18 protein-coding genes and 1 pseudogene are annotated in these 20,176 nt (G+C 41.1%); 11 read left to right on the forward strand and 8 right to left on the reverse strand.

Annotation, left to right across the window (positions count from 1 at the left end):
- The first annotated feature begins 26 nt into the window (after positions 1-26).
- Positions 27-2,210, forward strand: coding sequence for an ATP-binding protein (locus tag OSCIL6407_RS0126345; RefSeq protein ID WP_007353310.1), 2,184 nt, complete (start codon positions 27-29; stop codon positions 2,208-2,210).
- Positions 2,211-2,296: 86 nt separating this feature from the next.
- Complete coding sequence (locus OSCIL6407_RS35645) at positions 2,297-2,446, forward strand: hypothetical protein (protein ID WP_155523432.1); 150 nt, start codon at positions 2,297-2,299, stop codon at positions 2,444-2,446.
- 18 nt (positions 2,447-2,464) lie between these two features.
- On the opposite strand, the gene clpP is transcribed toward OSCIL6407_RS35645, so the two are convergent.
- Positions 2,465-3,199 (reverse strand): ATP-dependent Clp endopeptidase proteolytic subunit ClpP, encoded by a 735-nt coding sequence (gene clpP / locus OSCIL6407_RS0126355; protein ID WP_324603629.1) that lies wholly within the window; start codon positions 3,197-3,199, stop codon positions 2,465-2,467.
- Positions 3,200-3,213: 14 nt separating this feature from the next.
- On the opposite strand from clpP, the gene OSCIL6407_RS0126360 reads away from it, so the two are divergent.
- Complete coding sequence (locus OSCIL6407_RS0126360) at positions 3,214-4,017, forward strand: phytanoyl-CoA dioxygenase family protein (protein WP_007354915.1); 804 nt, start codon at positions 3,214-3,216, stop codon at positions 4,015-4,017.
- A 62-nt stretch (positions 4,018-4,079) separates the two neighbouring features.
- Here OSCIL6407_RS0126360 and OSCIL6407_RS0126365 read toward each other — a convergent pair whose 3' ends face one another.
- The 4 genes from OSCIL6407_RS0126365 to OSCIL6407_RS0126385 all read right to left on the reverse strand — a co-directional run bounded on the left by OSCIL6407_RS0126365 (position 4,080) and on the right by OSCIL6407_RS0126385 (position 8,329).
- A complete protein-coding gene (locus OSCIL6407_RS0126365; RefSeq protein WP_007354916.1) occupies positions 4,080-5,210 on the reverse strand; it encodes an acyltransferase family protein in 1,131 nt (376 codons plus the stop codon).
- A gap of 218 nt (positions 5,211-5,428) precedes the next feature.
- A complete protein-coding gene (locus OSCIL6407_RS0126375) occupies positions 5,429-5,692 on the reverse strand; it encodes a hypothetical protein (RefSeq protein ID WP_007354917.1) in 264 nt (87 codons plus the stop codon).
- Between the two features lie 69 nt (positions 5,693-5,761).
- Entirely contained in the window at positions 5,762-8,065 is a 2,304-nt protein-coding gene (locus OSCIL6407_RS31270; RefSeq protein WP_007354918.1) for a heavy metal translocating P-type ATPase, read from the reverse strand.
- A 69-nt stretch (positions 8,066-8,134) separates the two neighbouring features.
- Positions 8,135-8,329: a heavy-metal-associated domain-containing protein gene (locus OSCIL6407_RS0126385; RefSeq protein ID WP_026103872.1), complete on the reverse strand. Its 195-nt coding sequence runs from the start codon at positions 8,327-8,329 to the stop codon at positions 8,135-8,137.
- Positions 8,330-8,623: 294 nt separating this feature from the next.
- Between OSCIL6407_RS0126385 and OSCIL6407_RS0126390 the strand changes: the two genes are divergently transcribed.
- The gene (locus OSCIL6407_RS0126390) at positions 8,624-9,322 is read left to right on the forward strand and encodes a DUF305 domain-containing protein (protein WP_007354921.1); all 699 of its coding nucleotides are present in this window, start codon (positions 8,624-8,626) and stop codon (positions 9,320-9,322) included.
- 46 nt (positions 9,323-9,368) lie between these two features.
- Here OSCIL6407_RS0126390 and OSCIL6407_RS0126395 read toward each other — a convergent pair whose 3' ends face one another.
- The gene (locus OSCIL6407_RS0126395; RefSeq protein ID WP_007354922.1) at positions 9,369-10,214 is read right to left on the reverse strand and encodes a metal ABC transporter permease; all 846 of its coding nucleotides are present in this window, start codon (positions 10,212-10,214) and stop codon (positions 9,369-9,371) included.
- Positions 10,215-10,420: 206 nt separating this feature from the next.
- Between OSCIL6407_RS0126395 and parA the strand changes: the two genes are divergently transcribed.
- From parA to OSCIL6407_RS31275, 7 genes and pseudogenes are all read left to right on the forward strand, one after another.
- Entirely contained in the window at positions 10,421-11,044 is a 624-nt protein-coding gene (gene parA / locus OSCIL6407_RS0126400; RefSeq protein WP_007354923.1) for a ParA family partition ATPase, read from the forward strand.
- Between the two features lie 403 nt (positions 11,045-11,447).
- Positions 11,448-11,591, forward strand: a complete 144-nt coding sequence (locus OSCIL6407_RS36385; protein WP_007354924.1) for a hypothetical protein — start codon at positions 11,448-11,450, stop codon at positions 11,589-11,591.
- Between the two features lie 91 nt (positions 11,592-11,682).
- Positions 11,683-12,135, forward strand: a complete 453-nt coding sequence (locus tag OSCIL6407_RS0126410; RefSeq protein WP_007354925.1) for a cupin domain-containing protein — start codon at positions 11,683-11,685, stop codon at positions 12,133-12,135.
- 179 nt (positions 12,136-12,314) lie between these two features.
- Positions 12,315-13,433, forward strand: coding sequence for a DegT/DnrJ/EryC1/StrS family aminotransferase (locus OSCIL6407_RS0126415; protein WP_007354926.1), 1,119 nt, complete (start codon positions 12,315-12,317; stop codon positions 13,431-13,433).
- Positions 13,434-13,438: 5 nt separating this feature from the next.
- Complete coding sequence (locus OSCIL6407_RS0126420) at positions 13,439-14,230, forward strand: class I SAM-dependent DNA methyltransferase (RefSeq protein WP_007354927.1); 792 nt, start codon at positions 13,439-13,441, stop codon at positions 14,228-14,230.
- Positions 14,223-15,413: a glycosyltransferase family protein gene (locus OSCIL6407_RS0126425; RefSeq protein ID WP_007354928.1), complete on the forward strand. Its 1,191-nt coding sequence runs from the start codon at positions 14,223-14,225 to the stop codon at positions 15,411-15,413. The genes OSCIL6407_RS0126420 and OSCIL6407_RS0126425 overlap by 8 nt, the downstream gene beginning before the upstream one ends.
- A gap of 280 nt (positions 15,414-15,693) precedes the next feature.
- Positions 15,694-17,057: pseudogene (locus OSCIL6407_RS31275) on the forward strand (IS1634 family transposase).
- A 241-nt stretch (positions 17,058-17,298) separates the two neighbouring features.
- Here OSCIL6407_RS31275 and OSCIL6407_RS31280 read toward each other — a convergent pair.
- Together OSCIL6407_RS31280 and OSCIL6407_RS0126445 are read right to left on the reverse strand one after the other, a co-directional pair.
- Positions 17,299-19,188 carry a hypothetical protein gene (locus OSCIL6407_RS31280; RefSeq protein WP_019487875.1) on the reverse strand — a complete coding sequence of 630 codons (1,890 nt, stop codon included), beginning with the start codon at positions 19,186-19,188 and terminating at the stop codon, positions 17,299-17,301.
- A gap of 128 nt (positions 19,189-19,316) precedes the next feature.
- Entirely contained in the window at positions 19,317-19,985 is a 669-nt protein-coding gene (locus OSCIL6407_RS0126445) for a nitroreductase family protein (protein ID WP_007354680.1), read from the reverse strand.
- Positions 19,986-20,176: the final 191 nt, after the last annotated feature.

Below are 20,176 nucleotides of genomic sequence, written 5' to 3' on the forward strand. Positions count from 1 at the left end.
CAACCATGTCAAACTAAATTCCGCAGATGAAGACGCGACATTCCAGCAAAGAACAAGCATTCTCTTTGCAGCTTGTTCTTATTATTCCATTCGTTCTGCAAATCTTTGGAGCGGTAAGTCTAGTTGGATATTTATCCTTCAGAAATGGTCAGAAAGCTGTAAATGAGCTGGCAAACCAACTGATGGAACGAACCAATAGCATGGTAAATCAACATCTGGATTCTTATTTATCTATCCCTCATAAAGTGAGCCAGATAAATGCCGATGCGATTCGGATGGGATTGCTGGATGTGCGCGATCGCAAAACAGTCGGAAAGTATTTCTGGCATCAGATGCAGGCCTATGACCTGACTTACATCGGCATCGGACTAACGACGGGTGAGGGAGCAGGAGCTGGTAGTTATGATGGCAAAACAGTGGTGATTGATGATTGGAGTGCCAAGCTTCCAAACAATTGCTACACCTACGCCACCGATGACCGGGGTAATCGCACCAAATTGGCTACGATTACTGATTGGGACAACTTCACCATGCCCTGGTATACGGAACCTGTGAAAGCAGGTAAACCCGTCTGGTCGGGGATTTATACCTGGAATTATCCCAATTATCCCTTTATCGTTGCTTCGGCGGGTCGTCCTATCTATGACGCACAAAATCGCTTGCTAGGAATAGTCGGAGCCGACATTCACCTGTTAAAACTGAGCGATTTCTTGCGAAGTATGAAAGTCAGTCAGTCAGGACAGGTTTTCATTCTGGAACGGAATGGGATGTTAATTGCCAATTCTGCGAAAGAGCAGCCCTTTGTTCTCGTTAAGAACGAGATCCAGCGTTTGAAGGCGATAGAAAGTGGCAACCCCCTAGTGCAGGGAATTGCCAAACAACTCCAGCAACGCTTTAAAAATTTCCAGAACATTACCGAAGCCAAACAACTTAAGTTTGATTTAAAGGAAGAGCCTTATTATCTTCATGTCACCCCTTGGCGCGACAAATATGGATTGGATTGGTTAGTAGTAGTGAGCGTACCAGAAAGCGAATTTATGGCAGAGATTAACGCTAACACTCGCACCACTATCTTTCTCTGTTTAGGGGCATTAGGAGTCGCTTCTGCGATGGGTATTTTCACGTCCCGCTGGGTTGTGCAGCCCATTCTCCGTCTAAATCAGGCAAGTAAGGCAATGGCATCTGGTAACTTAGATCAGGCTGTGGAAGATAGCGGAATTAAAGAACTAAACACACTTGCCCAATCCTTTAATTACATGGCGAAACAAGTGGGCGAATCCTTTACGGCGTTAGAAAAAAGTAATGAAGAACTAGAAAATCGGGTGGAAGTACGCACTGTTGAACTTAAAAATGCTTTAAGTGAATTACATAGCACTCAAGCGCAGGTGATTCAGAGTGAAAAAATGTCTAGTTTGGGGGAATTAGTTGCGGGAGTTGCCCATGAAATTAACAATCCGGTTAACTTCATTCATGGCAATCTCACTCATGCTGAAGATTACATTCAAAATTTATTATATTTTGTTCAGCTTTATCAACAGCAATATCCTCAACCGACTCCAGAAATTCAAACTGTAGCCGAGGAAATCGATCTGGATTTCTTGCAAGAAGACTTACCCCGCATTTTGTCTTCTATGCGGATAGGTACGGATCGCATTCGGCAGATTGTACTCTCACTGCGTAACTTTTCGCGTAAGGACGAAGCTGATATTAAGGCAGTGGATATTCATGAAGGTATTGACAGCACTCTCATGATTTTGCAACATCGTCTCAAAGGGCAATCAGGACGACCAGAAATTGAGACGATCAAAGATTATGGCACTTTACCTTTGGTGGAATGTTACGCCGGACAACTCAATCAAGTGTTTATGAATATTCTCACCAATGCGATCGATGCAATCGAAGAGGGGAATGCCAATCGAACGTTTGAGGAAGTTGAGGTAAATCCTGGTCGAATCAAAATTAGAACTTCTGTAACTGCTGACCAATGGGTGCAGATTGCGATCGCAGATAACGGCCCTGGCATTCCCGAAGATATTCAACAAAGGATATTTAATCCATTCTTCACAACTAAGGCGATTGGGAAAGGCACTGGCATGGGGATGTCGATTAGCTATCAAATTATTACAGAAAAACATCGCGGAAAATTGAAGTGTTCCTCTACCCTTGGTCAGGGAACTGAGTTTGCGATCGAAATTCCCATTCAGCAATAACTAGGGGCTAGGGGCTAGGGGCTAGGGGCTAGGGGAAGAGAGGGGGAGAGGGGGAAGATGGGGGAGATGGGGGGAGATGGGGGAAGATGGGGGGAGAGGGGGGAGAGGGGGAAGATGGGAATAGAATCAAAGATTCCAGTAATGACGGGATTAGGACAATATTCGTAACGCCGCCCTCTGGGCGGTATTTTTACCACCGGGACGGCGGCGTTACGCGATCGCTGCGTCAGTCCTGATTAAATTGAGATCGGTAACTAACTAGGGACAGCAACTATGGGGCGCGTAGCAGAAGGGCGGCGGTCAATCACTAGATCGACAAGACCATATTCCGTTGCCTCTGCTGCCGACATAAAGAAATCCCGTTCGGTGTCTTCCTCAATCCGGCTGAGAGGTTGACCAGTGTGGGCCGCCAAATGTTCGTTCAAGCGTCTTTTGTGGTAAAGAATTTCTTTCGCCTGAATCTCAATGTCAGTTGCTTGACCTTGGGCACCGCCTAAAGGTTGGTGAATCATAATCCGGGAATGAGGCAGAGTCATCCGTTTACCTTTGGCACCTGCGCTGAGGAGAAAAGCACCCATACTGGCCGCTAAACCAAGACAAATCGTCGAAACCTCTGGCCGGATGTGGTTCATGGTGTCAAAAATACCCATCCCTGCGGTGACTGAACCCCCTGGTGAGTTGATATAGAGATAAATATCTTTCTCTGGGTCTTCTGCGTCTAAAAATAGCAGTTGGGCAACGATTAGGTTGGCCAGGTCAGATGTCACCTGCTGTCCGAGGAAGACGATGCGATCGCGCAGCAGCCGCGAGTATATATCAAAGGCCCGTTCTCCGCGACCCGATTGTTCGATAACTGTTGGAATCATTGACAGAGCCTTCCTGTTCACGTAACTTTTCTTAATTTTAATCCTAATGGCTGACAGTTGCCACAAGTAAAGGCAGAAATTACTGAGTAGGTGGATATAATACAAAAGTCGAAATTGACCCATTATTTAATTGAGAAATGAATCCAACAACTATTAAAGCCCAATGGGATGAATATGGCTATGTTATTATCCCACAACTATTAGATGTTATACAGATTGACGAGCTTAAAAAAATTTGCGATCGCATTTGGGAACAATGGGTAAGGGAATCCCTTGCTCCCGAAGAAGCTGCTAACTTCACAAATATGGCTTTTTTAACTGAAGAACGTTATTTTATTAATTACCATAGTCAGCTTCAATTCTTATTAAATACTATTGCTAATCCCCAAATTGTTAACCTATTATATCAAATATCTGGGCGAGAGCTTTTGTTTTACAATACGCAATATTTCTTTAATCCAGCCAGCTATACTCGCAGCGGAGATTGGCATCGCGACCAGCAATTTGACGCGCCAGATGAGGAAACTGAAAAAGCAAGAATGCAAAACACTATTGGCATTCACCTCCACATTAGTTTTCTCCGTGATAATAATTTAGAGTACGTACCTGGTTCCCACAAGCGCTGGGATTTTCCAGAAGAACTTGAAATTAGGAAAGGATTAAATGGTATGGAGAAAAACTTCGCTGATATGCCCAATGCACAAAGCATTAATCTTCAACCGGGAGATGGTGTATTTTTTGACGCATGGGGAATTCATCGTGGTAATTATATTGCCAGTATTCCTCGGCGCACTTTCGATATCATTTACGGAACGCCTCCTGACTGGTGTGTACCATCTCCAACGTGCTTTTTACAACAAAATACGCTGGAAGGATTATCAGAGACAACACGGGCATTTTTTTATAAATTCATCGAAACTTATAAAGATAAGTGGTGCTAAACTAATTAATAATTTACCTCGGTAACAACAGTTAACAGTTAACTGTTAACCGTTAACTATTGTCAAATTTTTAAGAACCAGCCGCGCCGATACATTAGATAAAGAATAACCCACCAAAATAATACCGTAGTTAGGGCAAAAGCGAGAGAACCATTCATCGCGCCGGCCCAAGGTCGAAAAAAGTTCTCGTAAATCCAAGTATAGGTTGTTGGAGGCTTTTCACCACTGCCAATGTGAGTTTTTAGTAAGATTCTGGCGACAAAACCGGAAGCAACAAAGACAAAAATTGCATTTAATCCCATGATTTCAAATGGTCGTCCCCATTGCCAGCGACGGACTTCAATTGTTTCGTAGCAGATAGCAAGTAATAGGATGGCCCAGCCTGCGGTGAGAAGAACATAAGAACTTGTCCAGAGTTGTTTGTTAATAGGAAACCAGAATCCCCAAAGTTGACCAATTGTTAGGGAAGCGAGGCCGAATATTACTAAATTCCAAGTAGTACGAGTTTTGATTGGTTGAACTCGCAGCCATTGAGTTGTAAAATAACCCGCAAGCACTGTGGCGATCGCGGGTAATGTGCCCAATAGTGATTCTGGATCGTATTGTCCTTGACGGTAGAGGTGTTGGGTTCCGAGAATTAGGCGATCGATATATGCGCCTAAATTGCCTTCTGGGGTCAGGAGGTTTGCGCCGTAACCGGGAACTGGAATTAAGGTTAATGCACCCCAGTAGCCTAAAAGTAGCGTAGCTGCGAGTATTCGCAGGTTGCGGGAGGAGAGATTGAGAATTGCGATCGCGGCTAAAAAATAAGCTAAACTAATGCGTTGCAATACTCCCAAAATACGGATTTTACCAAAATTCTCAATTGGGGAACCATTGAGAAGTACGTCCAGAAAAATTGAGAAGCTATTAAGCAGTAAACCTAATAGAAAAAGCAAGGTTGCGCGGCGTAAAATGCGCCAATAAACTGTCGATATCGGTGGGTTTTCTTCAGTATATTTCGATAAGGAAAAAGACATCGCCGCACCAACAGCGAAGAGGAAGAAAGGAAATATTAAGTCTGTAGGCGTGCAACCATTCCATTCTGCATGGTCTAGAGGAGGATAGACGTAATCCCAACTCCCAGGATTATTGACAAGAATCATGGAAGCGATCGCAATTCCTCGAAAAACGTCAAGAGATGTCAGGCGCATAGGTGATTTTTGTTCAGTATTGCTATTTTAAACCCAAGCAAGTAACTAAATCCTTCTTCCTTCTCTCCTAGATAACTAAATTTTTCTTCCTTCTTCCTTCTCTCCTAGATAACTAAATTTTTCTTCCTTCTTCCTTCTTCCTTCTTCCTTCTTCCTTCTACTTAACCTTTGAGCTTGCGCCATAACCCAAAATGTAAATCTTGAAAAGCAATCGCCTATCAATCGTCTTTCAGAGATTTAGATTTACTGAACAAAAACCACCAAAGCTCTAAACCAATTAGCCCTAATCCGCCAAAAGTGACGGCAACCTTATTGACTAATGGCTGTTCAATCGAGCGAAATTGAGCAGTTTTATGAGCAGAGTTATTAGAGGGATTAGAATGGCTTTCTGCGGCAATCCCCCCTGAGATTGGAAGTAAACTTATGCCGATTGACAATCCCAATCCTGCTAACCTTCTTAAAAATAAAACTTGATTAAGCATGATTTTTTCTCCAAGTCGAGGTCAGAAACAGAAACCGGGCTTTTCCTAAATATCTAGTTGAGTAGATATCTAATTGAGAAACTGATATTTTTCAGAGAAACCCCGTTTCTTTGCGTAACTCCTATTTGATGAAAAATTTCGCAATCGTAATGCGTTTGTGACTACAGAAACCGAACTAAAAGCCATCGCCATACCCGCAACTATCGGATTCAATAGCCAGCCAAACACCGGGTAGAGAAGACCCGCCGCAATTGGGATACCTGCCACATTGTAGATGAAGGCAAAGAACAGATTTTGTTTAATATTTTGGATGGTGGCATGAGATAGTTGAATTGCAGTAACAATTCCCTGCAAATCGCCAGAAATCAAAGTGATATCGCTAGCTGCGATCGCTACATCTGTTCCCGTTCCAATTGCTATTCCCACATCTGCTTGAGCTAATGCTGGCGCATCATTAATACCATCTCCAACCATTGCGACAATCTTACCTTCTGCTTGCAGACTTTTTACTCGATCGGCTTTCCGATCCGGGCGAACCTCTGCGATCGCTCGTTTAATGCCAACTTCACGGGCAATTACTTCAGCAGTGCGGCGATTATCTCCAGTTAACATTACGACTTCTAAACCCATCTTTTGCAAAGTTTTAATGGCATCGATCGAAGAAGGTTTAACCGCATCTGAAATCCCCATAATTCCTTCCATCTTACCATCAACTGCCAGCCAAATTACTGTTTTACCAAGATATTCCAATCGCTCCCAGTGTTGCTGTAATGGATTAGTATTAATCTCTAGTTCTTGCATCCAGCGATGAGTTCCAATCTGCACGAATTGATTAGATACATATCCTTGTACGCCACTACCAGGTATCGCTTCAAAATCCTGAGATTCTGTTAAATCCACACCTTGCGATCGCGCGTACTGCACAACAGCTTCAGCCAGAGGATGTTCGGAATTTCGTTCAACTGCTGCTGCTAAAGAGATTAGCTTTAACTCATTACTATTAGCAGTGCCATTAATAGCTACAAAGTTAGTAACAGTCGGCTTTCCTTGGGTAATCGTCCCTGTTTTATCGAGAACTATTACTTGCAATTTATGCGCCAATTCTAGACTTTCTGCTCCTTTAATTAAAATGCCATTTTCTGCACCTTTGCCTGTTCCCACCATGATTGAAGTTGGCGTAGCTAAACCCAAAGCACAGGGACAAGCAACGATCAGAACGCTCACAGTAGTAATCAACGCAATGGTAATGTTACCCATGACATTGTACCAAATAATAAAAGTCGCGATCGCGATTGCAATTACCACAGGTACAAACCATCCCGTTACTCGATCGGCTAATCTTTGAATCGGTGCTTTGGAACCCTGTGCTTGCTGTACTAATTGTACAATTTGTGCTAAGAATGTATCTTTCCCAACTCGCGTAGCTCGGAATTTAAAGCTACCAGTTTTATTAATTGTGGCTCCAATTACCTCATCCCCTGGTCGTTTTTTTACGGGTATACTTTCCCCTGTCACCATCGCTTCATCAATGGTAGAGGAACCATCCACGATCTCGCCATCAACTGCAATTTTTTCACCAGGACGTACTAGAATTATATCACCTAAAACTACTTCAGCCGTTGGGATATCGACTTCTCGATCGTTGCGAATAACACGAGCTGTTTTTGGTTGCAATCCCATCAATTTACGTAGGGATTCTGAGGTCTGCTTTTTCGCACGACTCTCTAGCAATTTTCCCAACAAAATCAGAGTAATAATCACAGCAGATGCTTCATAGTAAACATCAGCACTTAAGCCTTGAGCCGTAAAGAAGCTGGGAGAAAAAGTTGCGAATATAGAGTAAAGATACGCAGAGCCAGTACCAAGGGCTACTAAAGTATCCATTGTCGCAGCATGACGTTTTAGAGCTTTCCAAGCATTAACATAAAAACTACGAGCACACCCAAACTGTACGGGTGTAGTTAATACCAATTGCAGCCAAGGATTGTGCATCCATTCGGGAATGAAAGGAATAGAAATTCCAAGCATCATTGGCAAAGATCCAATTAAGAGAATGGTGCTGACAATTCCACCTATCCAAACTTTCTGGAGTAACTGTTGAGTTTCTGCCTGTTTTTCTCGCTCTTCAGCATCGTTACCTGTACTAAATATATCTTGTGCTTGGATGAGTTGCGCTGTGTATCCAGCCACATCAACCGCATCTTGAATTGTCTTAATATCAGTTTTTTGGGAGTCATAGGTAACAGTGGCAATTTCAGCACCAAAGTTGACGCTACATTCTCTCACACCTGGAACAGAAAGGATAGCTTGTTCAATGTTATTAGCACAAGAAGCACAACTCATTCCTCGCAATTTGAATCTGGCATTATTCATTATTAATCTCCGCAATTATTCCAAAACAGTTAACGGTTAACTGTTAACAGTTAACCGTTAACTGTTAAATTAAGCAGCAGGGTAGCCTGCGTCTGCGATCGCTTCCCTAATTGCACTTTCAGGCTTAACTGTTTGAATCTTGACCAATTTGGTCTTAGGATCGGCCTCAACATTAGCGGCTGGGTCAATACTTTGAACTGCTTTAGCGATCGTGTTTACACAAGCAGAACAAGCCATTTTGGGAACTTTGAGCTGTAATGTCATAGTAACCATCGATTTGCTTTCTCATTGAACTAGCTCCATCTTGTACTCTCCAGTCAACAGGAGAGTCAAGGGGGAAACCGCAATTAAATATTAAGTTTTGTTGCAATCCCTTTACATAGTTCCCTTGTTAAATTTCTGTTCAAATAAAATTAGAATTTATATCATATTTAACTTAGACTCTAACAATGATTTTTAACAGAATAGAGTCAATAATTTCATCCCAATTTCATATTTAAGTGCAACACTCAACACTAAGAGGAGTAAAAGTATTTTTTTAATTGGAGCTAGAATTCTATGCAACTTATATCCTTAAAAACTGGCTTTGTAGCATTAACTTTCACCGCCATAGCCGCCCTTGCAGGGGGAATACTCGCAGGTTGTTCTAATGCTCCCTCAAGCCAATCTCAACCCTCAACTTCACCCGCAGCAACCTCAGTTAATAATCAGCAGGAGACAGTACAAAATAGCGGCATGAGTGGCATGAACCACAGTATGTCTATGGACTTAGGCCCGGCAGATGCAGACTACGATTTACGATTTATTGATGCAATGATACAACATCATCAAGGTGCGGTGAATATGGCTCAAGAGGTACTTAATAAATCCCAACGCGCTGAGACTAAAAAATTAGCTGGCGACATTATTAAAGCTCAGGAAAAAGAAATCAATCAGATGAAACAATGGCGCACCGATTGGTATCCAAAAGCCAGCAGTACGCCAACAGCTTACGATGCTAAGATGGGTCATAATATGGCAATGACTCCTGAGCAAATGAATAGCATGATGATGAGTATGGACTTAGGTGTTGCTGATGCTCAATTTGACTTACGATTTATTAATGCGATGATTCCTCACCATGAGGGAGCTTTAGTGATGGCTAAAGACGCATTAATCAAGTCCAATCGACCCGAAATCAAGAACTTATCCCAAGATATTTTGACTTCACAACAGAAAGAAATTGAGCAAATGAAACAGTGGCGCACCGCTTGGTAAGTAGAAGGAAGAAGGAAGAAGGAAAAAGTAAGAAGGAAGAAGTAAGTTATTTTGTGTGAATAGGAGGTAGATATTGTTTTCGGCTTTGGCGATAACCAGTAGCAAGTAAAACGCCACCAAATACCAACGTGGATAGCAGCACAACACTAGCTCCAGAAGCAATATCAAAGTGGTAGCTGAGGTAGACACCAACGAAAGCGATCGCAGCTCCTAGCCCGCCTGAAATCAACATTATATAACTAAAGCGATCGCTCAAAAGCCTTGCAGTCGAAGCTGGAATTACCACAGCCGAAATAATCAATGTTACTCCCAAAATATTTAATGTTGTCACCAGTAAGGTTGCTAGCATTAAAGCAAAAAGCGTATCCATTGCTTTGACAGGTACGCCGTGAACTTGGGCAACTTCTCGGTCAAAACACCAGAATAGTAAAGGTTGATAAAAGACGAAAACTAGACTGAGCAAAATAACAGTTACTCCTGTAACAATCCACAAATCTTCGGGAGTGACACCGAGGACATTTCCAAACAGTGCGGCTTCAAAGTTTTGACTGAATTTCCGAGAACTACTAATAATCGCTACCCCCAAAGCAAAGCTAGCAGTAGTGACAATACCAATAGCAGCATCCGAATAGATTTTGCGTCCTGTTAAATATTGAATTAGTAAGGCTGAGACAAATCCCCAAATTCCAGAGCCTATGTAGAAATTCAAACCTAAAACGTAGCTCAATACGGCTCCGCCCAAAATAGCATGAGATAGACCGTGAGCAATGTAACTCATCCGGCGGGTTGTAATATAAACCCCAATTACGCCGCACAATAGACCTGCCATCATTGCTACTAATAAGGCGCGGCTGAAAAACTCGTAATCAAAGGGTTTGAGTAGAAAATCCATTGTCAGTTTTTTGATTAATTTAGGACTTACGTAAAAAACCGGTTTCTTTGAAAAATCGTGACTCTCTACGAGAAATATTGACGCAGAAACCGGGTTTTTGGCTTGTGTGCTAAGTCTTGTGATTATAAGTTATATCAATTATTGGCTAGGAATATACTTTAATGTTTTAATGTATTAAAGTAAATAAAAATTTTTGTAAATACGGCATGATTATCTCAGTTCAAAACCAAAAGGGAGGCGTTGGGAAAACAACGATCGCCGTTCACATCAGCCATGCCTTGGCTTTGCGCGGTGGTAGGATACTGCTTGTGGATGCTGACCCTCAAGGTTCTGCACGAGATTGGGCGGCGGCTAGAAATAGCGATTTACCTTTCTCTGTCGTAGGTTTAGACCGTCCTACGATCCACCGGGACTTACCTGCGATCGCTAAAAGTTACAGCCATGTAGTGATTGACGGCCCGCCGCGAGTCTCAGACTTAGCTCGTTCTGCGATCATGGCTTCTAATATTGTGCTCATTCCAGTCCAACCTTCTCCCTACGATATTTGGGCAACGGAAAAGGTAATTAGCCTGATCCGAGAAGCTTCTGTTTATAAAGATTGGCTGAAATCGGTATTTGTTATTAATCGTAAAATAGTTAATACATCTATTGGGCGGGATGTAGCAGAAGCTCTTTCTGGGTATCAAATTCCAGTTTTGAAGTCGGCTATTTGTCAGCGTGTGGCATTCGCAGAATCAGCAACTATTGGGTGTACGGTGTTAGAAACAGAGCCTAAAGGAGCAGCGGCCGCTGAAATTAGGGCGCTAGTGGAAGAATTGATCGAGTTATAAAGGTTATCCTAACTTTCTCTTCTTCTCCTTCTTTCCCTAGTTTATTCTCTTTCCCTTCTTTCCCTTACTAGAGACTCGAATTGTCAAAATAGCTCCAATTTAGCAGACAAATCTGGATATTTCAACCCCCTTTACCGAAAATTTACAATTATCAAAAAAGTGACTTTATTTCATAAAGTTTGTAATTTATTAATAGCTAAAGGGAATAATATATGCCAAATAAAGTTATAGTTTGAGTTAGAGTTGAGCTGGCGCTTTTAGCGTTGGTGAGTTTTGGCATACCACTCTCCTAGATTTCATAGACTTGGGTTTAGCCTTCGGGATAGAGCGATCGCTGTGTCCGCGTGGCAAAACTTAGGGTGATAGTGGGAATTAGCGATCGCCACCTCCAGAACCACAGCGAATGTTAGCAAGCTACGTCCTAGCTAGAGCGATCGCCACTTTCAATACTACGATCGCGATCGGGGTAATTAGTCTACCAGATTCAGATTATAAACCAGTAGCTCAAGCAATAGGACAATTGAGACAATTTTCGATGCGTTTGTAAAGCAGTAAAAATACTGCGGTATCAACAGGGTATTAGGTCTACTGTCACTTGAATCAAGTATTAAACAAATAAAATTAAATCACCTGACCCTATGACTACTCAACAACTCACTCAAAAATTAGTTGAAGAAATCACTTGTAACAATCTCCTATTAGCACTGATTGTTTCTGGCAAGTTCAACAAACCTGGAGTTAGCTTTTTCACACCCAACACATTTTCCCAACAACTTGCCTACATGAAACATCCCGCAGGCAAAGTAATTCAGCCCCACATTCACAACCCTGTTAAACGAGAAGTCTTCTATACTCAAGAAGTTCTCTTAATTAAAAAAGGAAAACTCCGCGTTGATTTTTATAACGAAGAACGAGAGTATTTAGAAAGCCGCATTTTAGAAGCAGGCGACTTAATTCTCATCGCTAAAGGCGGTCATGGATTTGAAGTCATAGAAGAAGTAGAAATGATTGAAATCAAGCAAGGGCCATTCATCGGAGAACTAGATAAAACCTGTTTTCCCGCTATTACAGCACAGCAAGTTAAATTATAGTGGTTTGTAGTTGCATAAGAACAGAGTAATTGGTAATTGCTAATTGGTGATTGGTAATTATAGCAATCCTAAATGAATCGTAAATTTTTTACCCCACCCCAACCCTCCCCTTGCTAAGGGGAGGGAGTAAGAAATTCACAAATGATTTAGGATTGCTATAGAACTTTAAACTTGAAAAAATGAGCGCACCAATTCCGGTCAATCAACCCCTTTTAGATGGCAATGAACGCCAATATCTCAATCAGTGTATTGACAGTGGTTGGATTTCCTCAGAAGGGCCATTTGTCAAGCGATTTGAAGAAGAATTTGCCGTTCGCGTTGGTCGCCAATACGGAATAGCAGTATGTAACGGTTCCGCAGCTTTAGATGCCGCAGTTGCAGCCCTAAAAATCGGCCCAGGCGATGAGGTAATTGTGCCAACCTTTACGATTATATCCTGTGTAGCTGCCATTGTTAGAGCGGGTGCTAAACCAGTTTTAGTTGATTGCGATCGCGAAACTTGGAATATGGATATAGCACAAATTACCACCAAAATTTCACCACAAACAAAAGCAATTATGGCCGTTCATATTTACGGTTTGCCCGTTAATATAACTCCTCTATTAGACTTAGCTAAAAGATACAATTTACAAATCATAGAAGATGCAGCCGAAATGCACGGGCAAACTTATAAAAATCAACCTTGTGGCAGCTTTGGAGATATTAGTACCTTTAGCTTTTACCCCAACAAACATATCACCACAGGCGAAGGCGGAATGATTGTCACCGACGATGCTAAATTAGCAGAAAGATGTCGTTCATTACGAAACTTATGTTTTCAGCCACAGCAGCGGTTTGTACATGAAGAACTTGGCTGGAACTTGCGAATGAGCAACATTCAAGCTGCCTTGGGAATAGCACAGTTAGAAAGATTAGATGAGTTTGTTGCTCGCAAGCGCAGAATGGGTTATATTTATAATCAATTACTAGCAGATATTTCTGGTTTAGAATTACCTTTAGCCTTTACAACTTATGCAAAAAATATTTATTGGGTATACGGTGTAGTATTGAAAGATGAATTACCCTTTGATGCAGTAGAAGCAATACGGCGTTTAGCAGAACATCAAATTGGAACCCGGCCTTTTTTCTGGCCGATGCACGAACAACCTATATTTAAGAAAATGGGACTGTTTCAAGGGGAATCTTATCCCGTTGCTGAAAGACTTGCTAGGCGAGGATTTTATATTCCTAGCGGCATAGCTTTAACAGATACACAAATGGAACGAGTTGCACAGGTAATTAAAGAAGTAATTAGGTAATTGATATGCAAATATTCGGTAATTATGCTCGCTATTACAATCTACTGTACCGAGATAAAGATTATGCGGCTGAGGCAAAGTTTGTAGAGAATTTACTGGAAAAATATGCACCAAAGGCACAAACTTTGTTAGAGTTAGGATGCGGTACAGGAAACCACGCGGCATTACTAGCATCAAAATACGAGGTCTGTGGCATAGATTTGAGTTTAGATATGTTGGAACAGGCAAAACAGCGGCAGCTAAATTTGCCTCCAACACCAGCATTTAAACTTCAATTTGTGCAAGGAGATATTCGTTCCATCAGGCTAGAGCGCAAATTTGATGCCGTCATCTCTCTATTTCATGTATTCAGTTATCAGACAACTAATCGCGATTTGCAAGCTGCTTTTGCTACCGCCAAAGCTCATCTTCATCCAGGGGGAGTCCTGATTTTTGATTGTTGGTATGGCCCAGGGGTTTTGGGCGATCCGCCAACAGTTCGAGTCAAGCGTTTAAAAGACGAAGAAATTACTGTGACTCGAATTGCTGAACCTGCGCTCTATCCTAATCATAACTTAGTGGATGTTAGATATCAAGTCTTCATCAAAAATAAATCTAGGAATGCAGTTGAGGAACTTGAAGAAACCCATAAAATGCGATATCTGTTTAAACCAGAAATAGATTTATTTTTGGATATTAATGAGTTTGAGTTATTAGCTTATGGTGAATGGATGACAGGGAATGAACCAGTAGCTAAAACTTGGAATGTTTATTTTATAGCCAAACTTAGAGAAGCGGGAAATAAAAAAAATGTCTAAGCAATGTGCTATCTTTTTTTACGAGGGATATGTCGGCGTTGCTCCTACAATCATCAACCTTTCTAAAGTTATGCAAAGACAGGGATATGTAGTCACAATATACGCTACAGAGAATGACTATGCTCAACCTGGTAAAATTGGAGAAAATGTAAAAATAATTTACTTTTGCAAAGACTTTAAGATCGTCAGATTTCTAAATAGAACTAGGTTAAAACCTCTAGTTCCACTTCTAAAACTCTCTATTTTTTTCTTTCAAGTTTTGAATCATCAATTACGCAATCAGCAGCTACAAAGCTTAAAAAATAATATTAATATCGGTATTGATATTTATGGCAATGTGACAGCCATGCTGTGCCTATATTTTTTAAGACAGAAATTTTTATTTTTGTCATTAGAATTGTGGAAGCCAGTAGGAATTCTCAGTAAAATGGCTAATCTAGCTTACAGAAAAGCAGTGGGTGTAATTACCCAAAGTGAAGGTAGATTTAAAAACCTTTCCAGTTATTACGAATATCAACATCCTCAACCATTTTACCTACCTAACTCTAGCTTTGCCGCTGAAGAGGAGATTTTAGCTAAAAATTCGGGTAATTTTTTCCGGGAAAAGTTCAACTTAAATAGGCAGGAATTCCCCTATTTAATTCTTCAAGCTGGAATGATTAATGATGCCGTTTTAGCAAAAACTGTAGCTGAAGCATTTAATCATATTGATGACGGATATGCTTTGATTTTCCATGAGAGGAAAGAAAGAAAAGAAGAAGAATCCTATATCCAATCGCTGCGAAAGCTTAACTCAAAAAACTTATTTCTTTCTTTGCAACCTGTTCCTTACGAGGAAGTCGATAGAGTATATGCTGCGGCAACAATTGGACTGGCTTTTTATGCAAATTTAGGTAATGATTATGCGCTGATTTCTATGGCTTCTGGAAAGCTAGCAGAATATTTGAAGCATGGAAAGCCTGTTTTATTGAGCAATTTGCCATCTTTGTGCAAGTTAGTTGACGAGTATCAGTTTGGCATTGTAATTAATAATCCGTCTGACTCGGAGGAGATTAAGACGGCAATTCAGCAAATACTTAGTGACTTTGATACTTATAGCAAAAATGCGAAAGCGTGTTTTGCTACCGAGTTTGATTTCGGTAAAAAAATGGAACCTATATTATTGTTTATGAAGGATTTGTGAGAGAAATAACCAGATAAGTTCGGCGGTTGAAACCGCAACTACATAAACAAAGTCCGCCTGCGCGGACTAAGAAATAAGAGGCATATTTAAGCCAGATTTGATAGAACTCTTAACTGCTAATGGATGAACCCATGAGTTCCAACCCACATTCCGCAGATATTTAAGTTGCGTTAATAGAGGATAGATTCGGAATAAATAACGCCTAAAGTGATTGCTATGCAATCATTTTAGGCTTTTTTAGGATATAATAATTTCCACCACTAACCCAACTCTAAAAACTATGAAAAAGCCCTCAGAAGCGATAAATATTGTAAATTTAGACCATTTGGGAATAGTAGCAGGAATAATAGATGAGATGGAATTGGTAGAAGAAGTCAACAAAAAAGTGGGATTAAGAACCAAAGAAACCCTCAGCCCAGGACAAGTAATGAAAGCGATGATTTTGAACGGATTGGGGTTTTTGAGCGCCCCAATATACCTATTCGATACATTTTTTGTAGGAAAAGCAACAGAACATCTAATTGGAGAAGGAGTAACGCCTGAACAATTAAACGATGACAGGATAGGCAGAGCATTAGACAAATATTATCAAGCTGGGACGATAAAAGTGTATTTGTAGAGAGACTGAAAGAATTTCAAAATCAGTGGACATTTGACGGTATATGTGTAGCAGACAGTGCCTTATACACAGCTCCTAATTTGTCAGCGATGGCAGGAATGAAATGGATAACCAGAGTGCCATTAAGTATCAAAGAAGCTCAAAATAAAATCTGGGATATAAAAGATAATGCCTGGGAGCCAAATCAAATAAAGGGGTATAAAATAGCAGCGATATCAAGTGAGTATGCTAACATCAAGCAAAGATGGCTAGTGATAGAGAGTGAAATCAGAAAACAAGCAGCAATTAAAACAATAGCCAAGCAAGTAGAGAAACAGTTAGAATCAGCCAAAGCCTCAGTGCGTAAGCTATCGGGGCAAGAGTTTGCTTGTATTACCGATGCAGAGATAGCAATAAAAAGGTTATCAGATTCTTGGAAATATCACCAGATTGCAGAAATTGAATACCGAGAAAAGCCAGTCAAAAAAACGACAATTAAGCCGAAAATATCAAGCCAGACCAAGACAACAGTTTATCAAGTTACAGGTAAAATAGAAACCAGAAAATCAGTAATAGAAGCGGAAAAAGTCAAAGCCGGGAGATTTATATTAGCCACGAATATCTTAGATACTAAAACAGTGAGCAATCAACAGGTATTATCGGAGTACAAAGCGCAGCAAAGTAACGAGAGAGGATTTAGATTTATCAAAGATCCGTTATTTTTTACGTCAAGCGTATTTGTGAAAAAGCCGGAGCGAGTGGAAGCAATTGGAATGATAATGGGACTGTGCTTGTTAGTTTATAACCTAGCTCAAAGGAAATTGAGACAACAATTAGAAGCTAGCAATGAGGGGGTGAAAAATCAGGTGAAGAAATTAACAAATAAGCCGACGATGCGCTGGATATTTCAGATGTTTCAAGCGGTGCATTTAGTGTCGATAAATGGAGAGAAGCAAGTCAGCAATTTAACCCAAGACCGTCAAGATGTATTAAAGCATTTAGGGCAGTATTGCTGTCAATACTATTTAATATTTTCAAGTGGATGATGATTGATATTAAGGTATAAATATTTGTAAATAATCTTCATTTATGAGTCAAGACAATTTGCTCTTGGCATGAGTTGACTTTGTTAAAAAGATGAGTTGAAGTGATAAATATAGCGACATGAATATATTAGAAAAAGTCAATTCTTTCAACTTACTTAATCTAGGTAAATTTTACAGGCTCCTGTAACGCTAAAACCCCATAAGTTCAATCCAAAAGCATATTGGCTCCCAGCTTTCACAACTAATAAAAAAATCCCAGCCACATCTGCGGAATGTGGGTTCCAATACCCTTACCCTCAGCGTCATATAATTTCATCGGCACTCCTGCATTATCGCTAATAGCTTCCAACGCTACTTGTAGAGTTTTCAGATGCTTTTCTACACCTTGGCGAGTTTTTACATCCTTATCTCCTGCCTTGAGAAAAGTTTGCTGAAGTTTCTGTACATAACCAGGTGTCATTTGTACAGCAATCAATTTATCGCTAATAGTAAAGTCGCAAACTTTTGGCGAACCGTTACACACTTTATCTAAATCATTGCGAGCTTTTAACAACACCCTTTCTACTTGCAATTTAGCCTTAACTTCCTGCAAAGAAGCTTTATAGGAAGTAATGAGGGGGCGTGCTTTCACGTAGTAAGAAGTTGTTGTTGGTACTTCTTGAGCGTAAGTTAAAGCATTCTGCCAGTACTCTGAGGCTTGAAACCACCCTTTTCGCTGCTCGAAAATTCGAGCTTGGGCGGCGGCGGTGACAGCCTGAGTGTAAGAATCTTCGGCAATTTCTTCTATGGTTTTGCGATCGCGTGCCTTTGCTAACTTTGTCTCATACTTTGATAACAGTACCTTAGCCTGCTCGTAAGCTGTCGTATCCTTGGGTATTGAACCCAGCATAGTCACCGATGTTTGCCAACCACTCTCAACTTTTTGCCAGCTTTCAGGTAACTGAGCCACCCCTTCACGAGCTTCAGTGATTCGAGCCGTATTCTGGGCGGAATTAAGCTTTATACCTCCTTGTTCCTCTGTTAGTAACCGCTTATTTGCTGCGGCTAAATTCCCTTTATATTCCTTCAATTTGTTCTGAGAAAAAGGATAAACAGGACTATCCTTGGGGATTTTTGCGAGGGGGATAATCGCCTCTTCCCAGAGAGATTTGATTTCTATCCAATTCTCCGCAGAATGAGGCGGATTTTGAGATTTTAAAGATGCAGATTTTCCCCGCTCTACAGCCGCGATTACAGAGTCTAAATTATTTTTTTGTCCGCGATAATTTTGCAGTTGCTTTTGCGCTTCGCTGTAACGGGGCGACCAAAATGGAATAGCTTCTAGATTCGCGATCGCATGATTTAATTTCCCCTGTGCTTCTTCCACGCTATTAATCGTCTTTTTAGCTTTCAGCGTGTTTACCGACTGCTGATTTAGCTTTTGAGCATCAGCAAATGCCGTACACTTGCCAATTACGCAAGGGCGAGTTAACGCATAAGCAAAACTTAGCAAAAGTGCTGTCACTGTACCCGCACCTATCACCCATATCAACGCCACCAGTGAGAAACGGAAGCTCTTTTTTGTAACGGGTTCTAGATCGTTAGCATCGAAGGGATTGCCATCGCTTTCTGAAATTTCCGCAGCCTGAATTATGATAGATTCAGGATAGTTAGAGCTGGCAGAAATATCAGAAAATTCTTCTTGACTGCTGTCTAAATCTTCTGTTGCTGTATATTCTTTTCCTTCTAACCCGGTAGTTTCGTCCTCCCGTCGCAGAGAAACTGGAACAATTGCACTGTTAGTTGGCACTCTTGATTTTGAAACCGCAGCTTTTGACAAAAACGACGGCTCCATGCTAAAAGAATGGAAAGCATAAGGGTGTTTTTGCCCCAGCAATTTTAGGCAAATTCCTACTTGTTGAATAGCTTTTGGTTGGAGCGTAACAACGGCTGACTGTATCGCTGCCAAAGTTGGTGAAGCCTTGAGAGTTAAACTAGGCGGGTGTTCCCCTACCACCATCAAAGTTTCTTCCACAAAACTACAACTGATTTGCAGGGGTAAATTTTGAAACCCTACTTCTTGCAATTGCCGCTGCAAATCTTCCTCTAGAATTTGTAAATTATTCCGCCGGGTTGCTGTTGCTGTTTTCATGAATTTGCTCCTCTTTGATGGCCACCACAATTGAGATTTTGGCTTCTAGATTTTGGATTATTTAGATTCTATGCTAGGCTCGAATATGTTTAAATTCTGTCCCCAAACTTTCATCTAAAACCTAAACTCTAAATTTTAAAGGGTTGTTTATAGCTTTCTCCGAAACAAACCTGTTCTGTAGGAAAACGCCCGCCGTATTTTTTGAAAGGTTCAGCGGCATAACCCAGAGGTAGGAGACAACAAACATCTATCTCATCGGGAATTTGAAATGCTTCTTTTACCTGAGCTGCCACAAAACCTTCCATCGGGCAACTATCAACTCCAAGGCTCTTAGCTGCAATCATCAAGTGGGCAACTGCTAACATTGTATGGCGGTTAGTCCAAGTTTCTGCTGACTTAAAGCTTGCGGGTGAGTCAAACATATTAGGAATTGCTTGTCGCATCACATCTGCCAAAACATCAGGCATAGCACCCACATCTTTGCCCAATTGAATGACGGATTCGATGTATTCTGGTTGATTTACACTGCGATCGCCACAGCAAATTAAAACTACTGGTGCTTCTCCAATCTGACGCTGATTAAAAGCGCAAGCCTTTAGCTTTTCTTTGCTCTCTTGCTCTCGCAAAACGATGAAGCGCCAAGGTTGCAAGTTGTAACCGGAAGGCGATCGCAGTCCCAATCGAAAGATTTCTTCTAAAATCGCGGGCGTAATTGTATCAGGTCTGAAGGAACGGGCGGCCCGCCGATCTTCAATAGCTATTTTTACATTGATTGAAGGCTGCATTTCTACTGTCATAGGTAATTGGTAATTGGTAATTGGTAATTGGTAATTGGTAATTGGTAATTGGTAATTGGTAATTGGTAATTGGTAATTGGTAATTGGTAATCGCTAATTGCTAATTGCTAATCGCTAATCGCTAATCACCTATCCTCCCCATCTCCCCCATCCTCCCCATCCTCCCCATCTCCCCCATCTCCCCATCCTCC

Origin of the sequence: Kamptonema formosum PCC 6407 (assembly GCF_000332155.1) — a bacterium.
GTDB lineage: Bacteria > Cyanobacteriota > Cyanobacteriia > Cyanobacteriales > Microcoleaceae > Kamptonema > Kamptonema formosum.

Excerpts from the sequence above, each read along its gene's own strand:
- OSCIL6407_RS0126345 (WP_007353310.1), top strand. The coding sequence starts at position 27 with ATGAAGACGCGACATTCCAGCAAAGAACAAGCATTCTCTTTGCAGCTT.
- OSCIL6407_RS35645 (WP_155523432.1), top strand. The coding sequence starts at position 2,297 with ATGGGGGGAGAGGGGGGAGAGGGGGAAGATGGGAATAGAATCAAAGAT.
- clpP (WP_324603629.1), bottom strand. The coding sequence starts at position 3,199 with ATGGGTCAATTTCGACTTTTGTATTATATCCACCTACTCAGTAATTTC.
- OSCIL6407_RS0126360 (WP_007354915.1), top strand. The coding sequence starts at position 3,214 with ATGAATCCAACAACTATTAAAGCCCAATGGGATGAATATGGCTATGTT.
- OSCIL6407_RS0126365 (WP_007354916.1), bottom strand. The coding sequence starts at position 5,210 with ATGCGCCTGACATCTCTTGACGTTTTTCGAGGAATTGCGATCGCTTCC.
- OSCIL6407_RS0126375 (WP_007354917.1), bottom strand. The coding sequence starts at position 5,692 with ATGCTTAATCAAGTTTTATTTTTAAGAAGGTTAGCAGGATTGGGATTG.
- OSCIL6407_RS31270 (WP_007354918.1), bottom strand. The coding sequence starts at position 8,065 with ATGAATAATGCCAGATTCAAATTGCGAGGAATGAGTTGTGCTTCTTGT.
- OSCIL6407_RS0126385 (WP_026103872.1), bottom strand. The coding sequence starts at position 8,329 with ATGACATTACAGCTCAAAGTTCCCAAAATGGCTTGTTCTGCTTGTGTA.
- OSCIL6407_RS0126390 (WP_007354921.1), top strand. The coding sequence starts at position 8,624 with ATGCAACTTATATCCTTAAAAACTGGCTTTGTAGCATTAACTTTCACC.
- OSCIL6407_RS0126395 (WP_007354922.1), bottom strand. The coding sequence starts at position 10,214 with ATGGATTTTCTACTCAAACCCTTTGATTACGAGTTTTTCAGCCGCGCC.
- parA (WP_007354923.1), top strand. The coding sequence starts at position 10,421 with ATGATTATCTCAGTTCAAAACCAAAAGGGAGGCGTTGGGAAAACAACG.
- OSCIL6407_RS36385 (WP_007354924.1), top strand. The coding sequence starts at position 11,448 with ATGTTAGCAAGCTACGTCCTAGCTAGAGCGATCGCCACTTTCAATACT.
- OSCIL6407_RS0126410 (WP_007354925.1), top strand. The coding sequence starts at position 11,683 with ATGACTACTCAACAACTCACTCAAAAATTAGTTGAAGAAATCACTTGT.
- OSCIL6407_RS0126415 (WP_007354926.1), top strand. The coding sequence starts at position 12,315 with ATGAGCGCACCAATTCCGGTCAATCAACCCCTTTTAGATGGCAATGAA.
- OSCIL6407_RS0126420 (WP_007354927.1), top strand. The coding sequence starts at position 13,439 with ATGCAAATATTCGGTAATTATGCTCGCTATTACAATCTACTGTACCGA.
- OSCIL6407_RS0126425 (WP_007354928.1), top strand. The coding sequence starts at position 14,223 with ATGTCTAAGCAATGTGCTATCTTTTTTTACGAGGGATATGTCGGCGTT.
- OSCIL6407_RS31280 (WP_019487875.1), bottom strand. The coding sequence starts at position 19,188 with ATGAAAACAGCAACAGCAACCCGGCGGAATAATTTACAAATTCTAGAG.
- OSCIL6407_RS0126445 (WP_007354680.1), bottom strand. The coding sequence starts at position 19,985 with ATGACAGTAGAAATGCAGCCTTCAATCAATGTAAAAATAGCTATTGAA.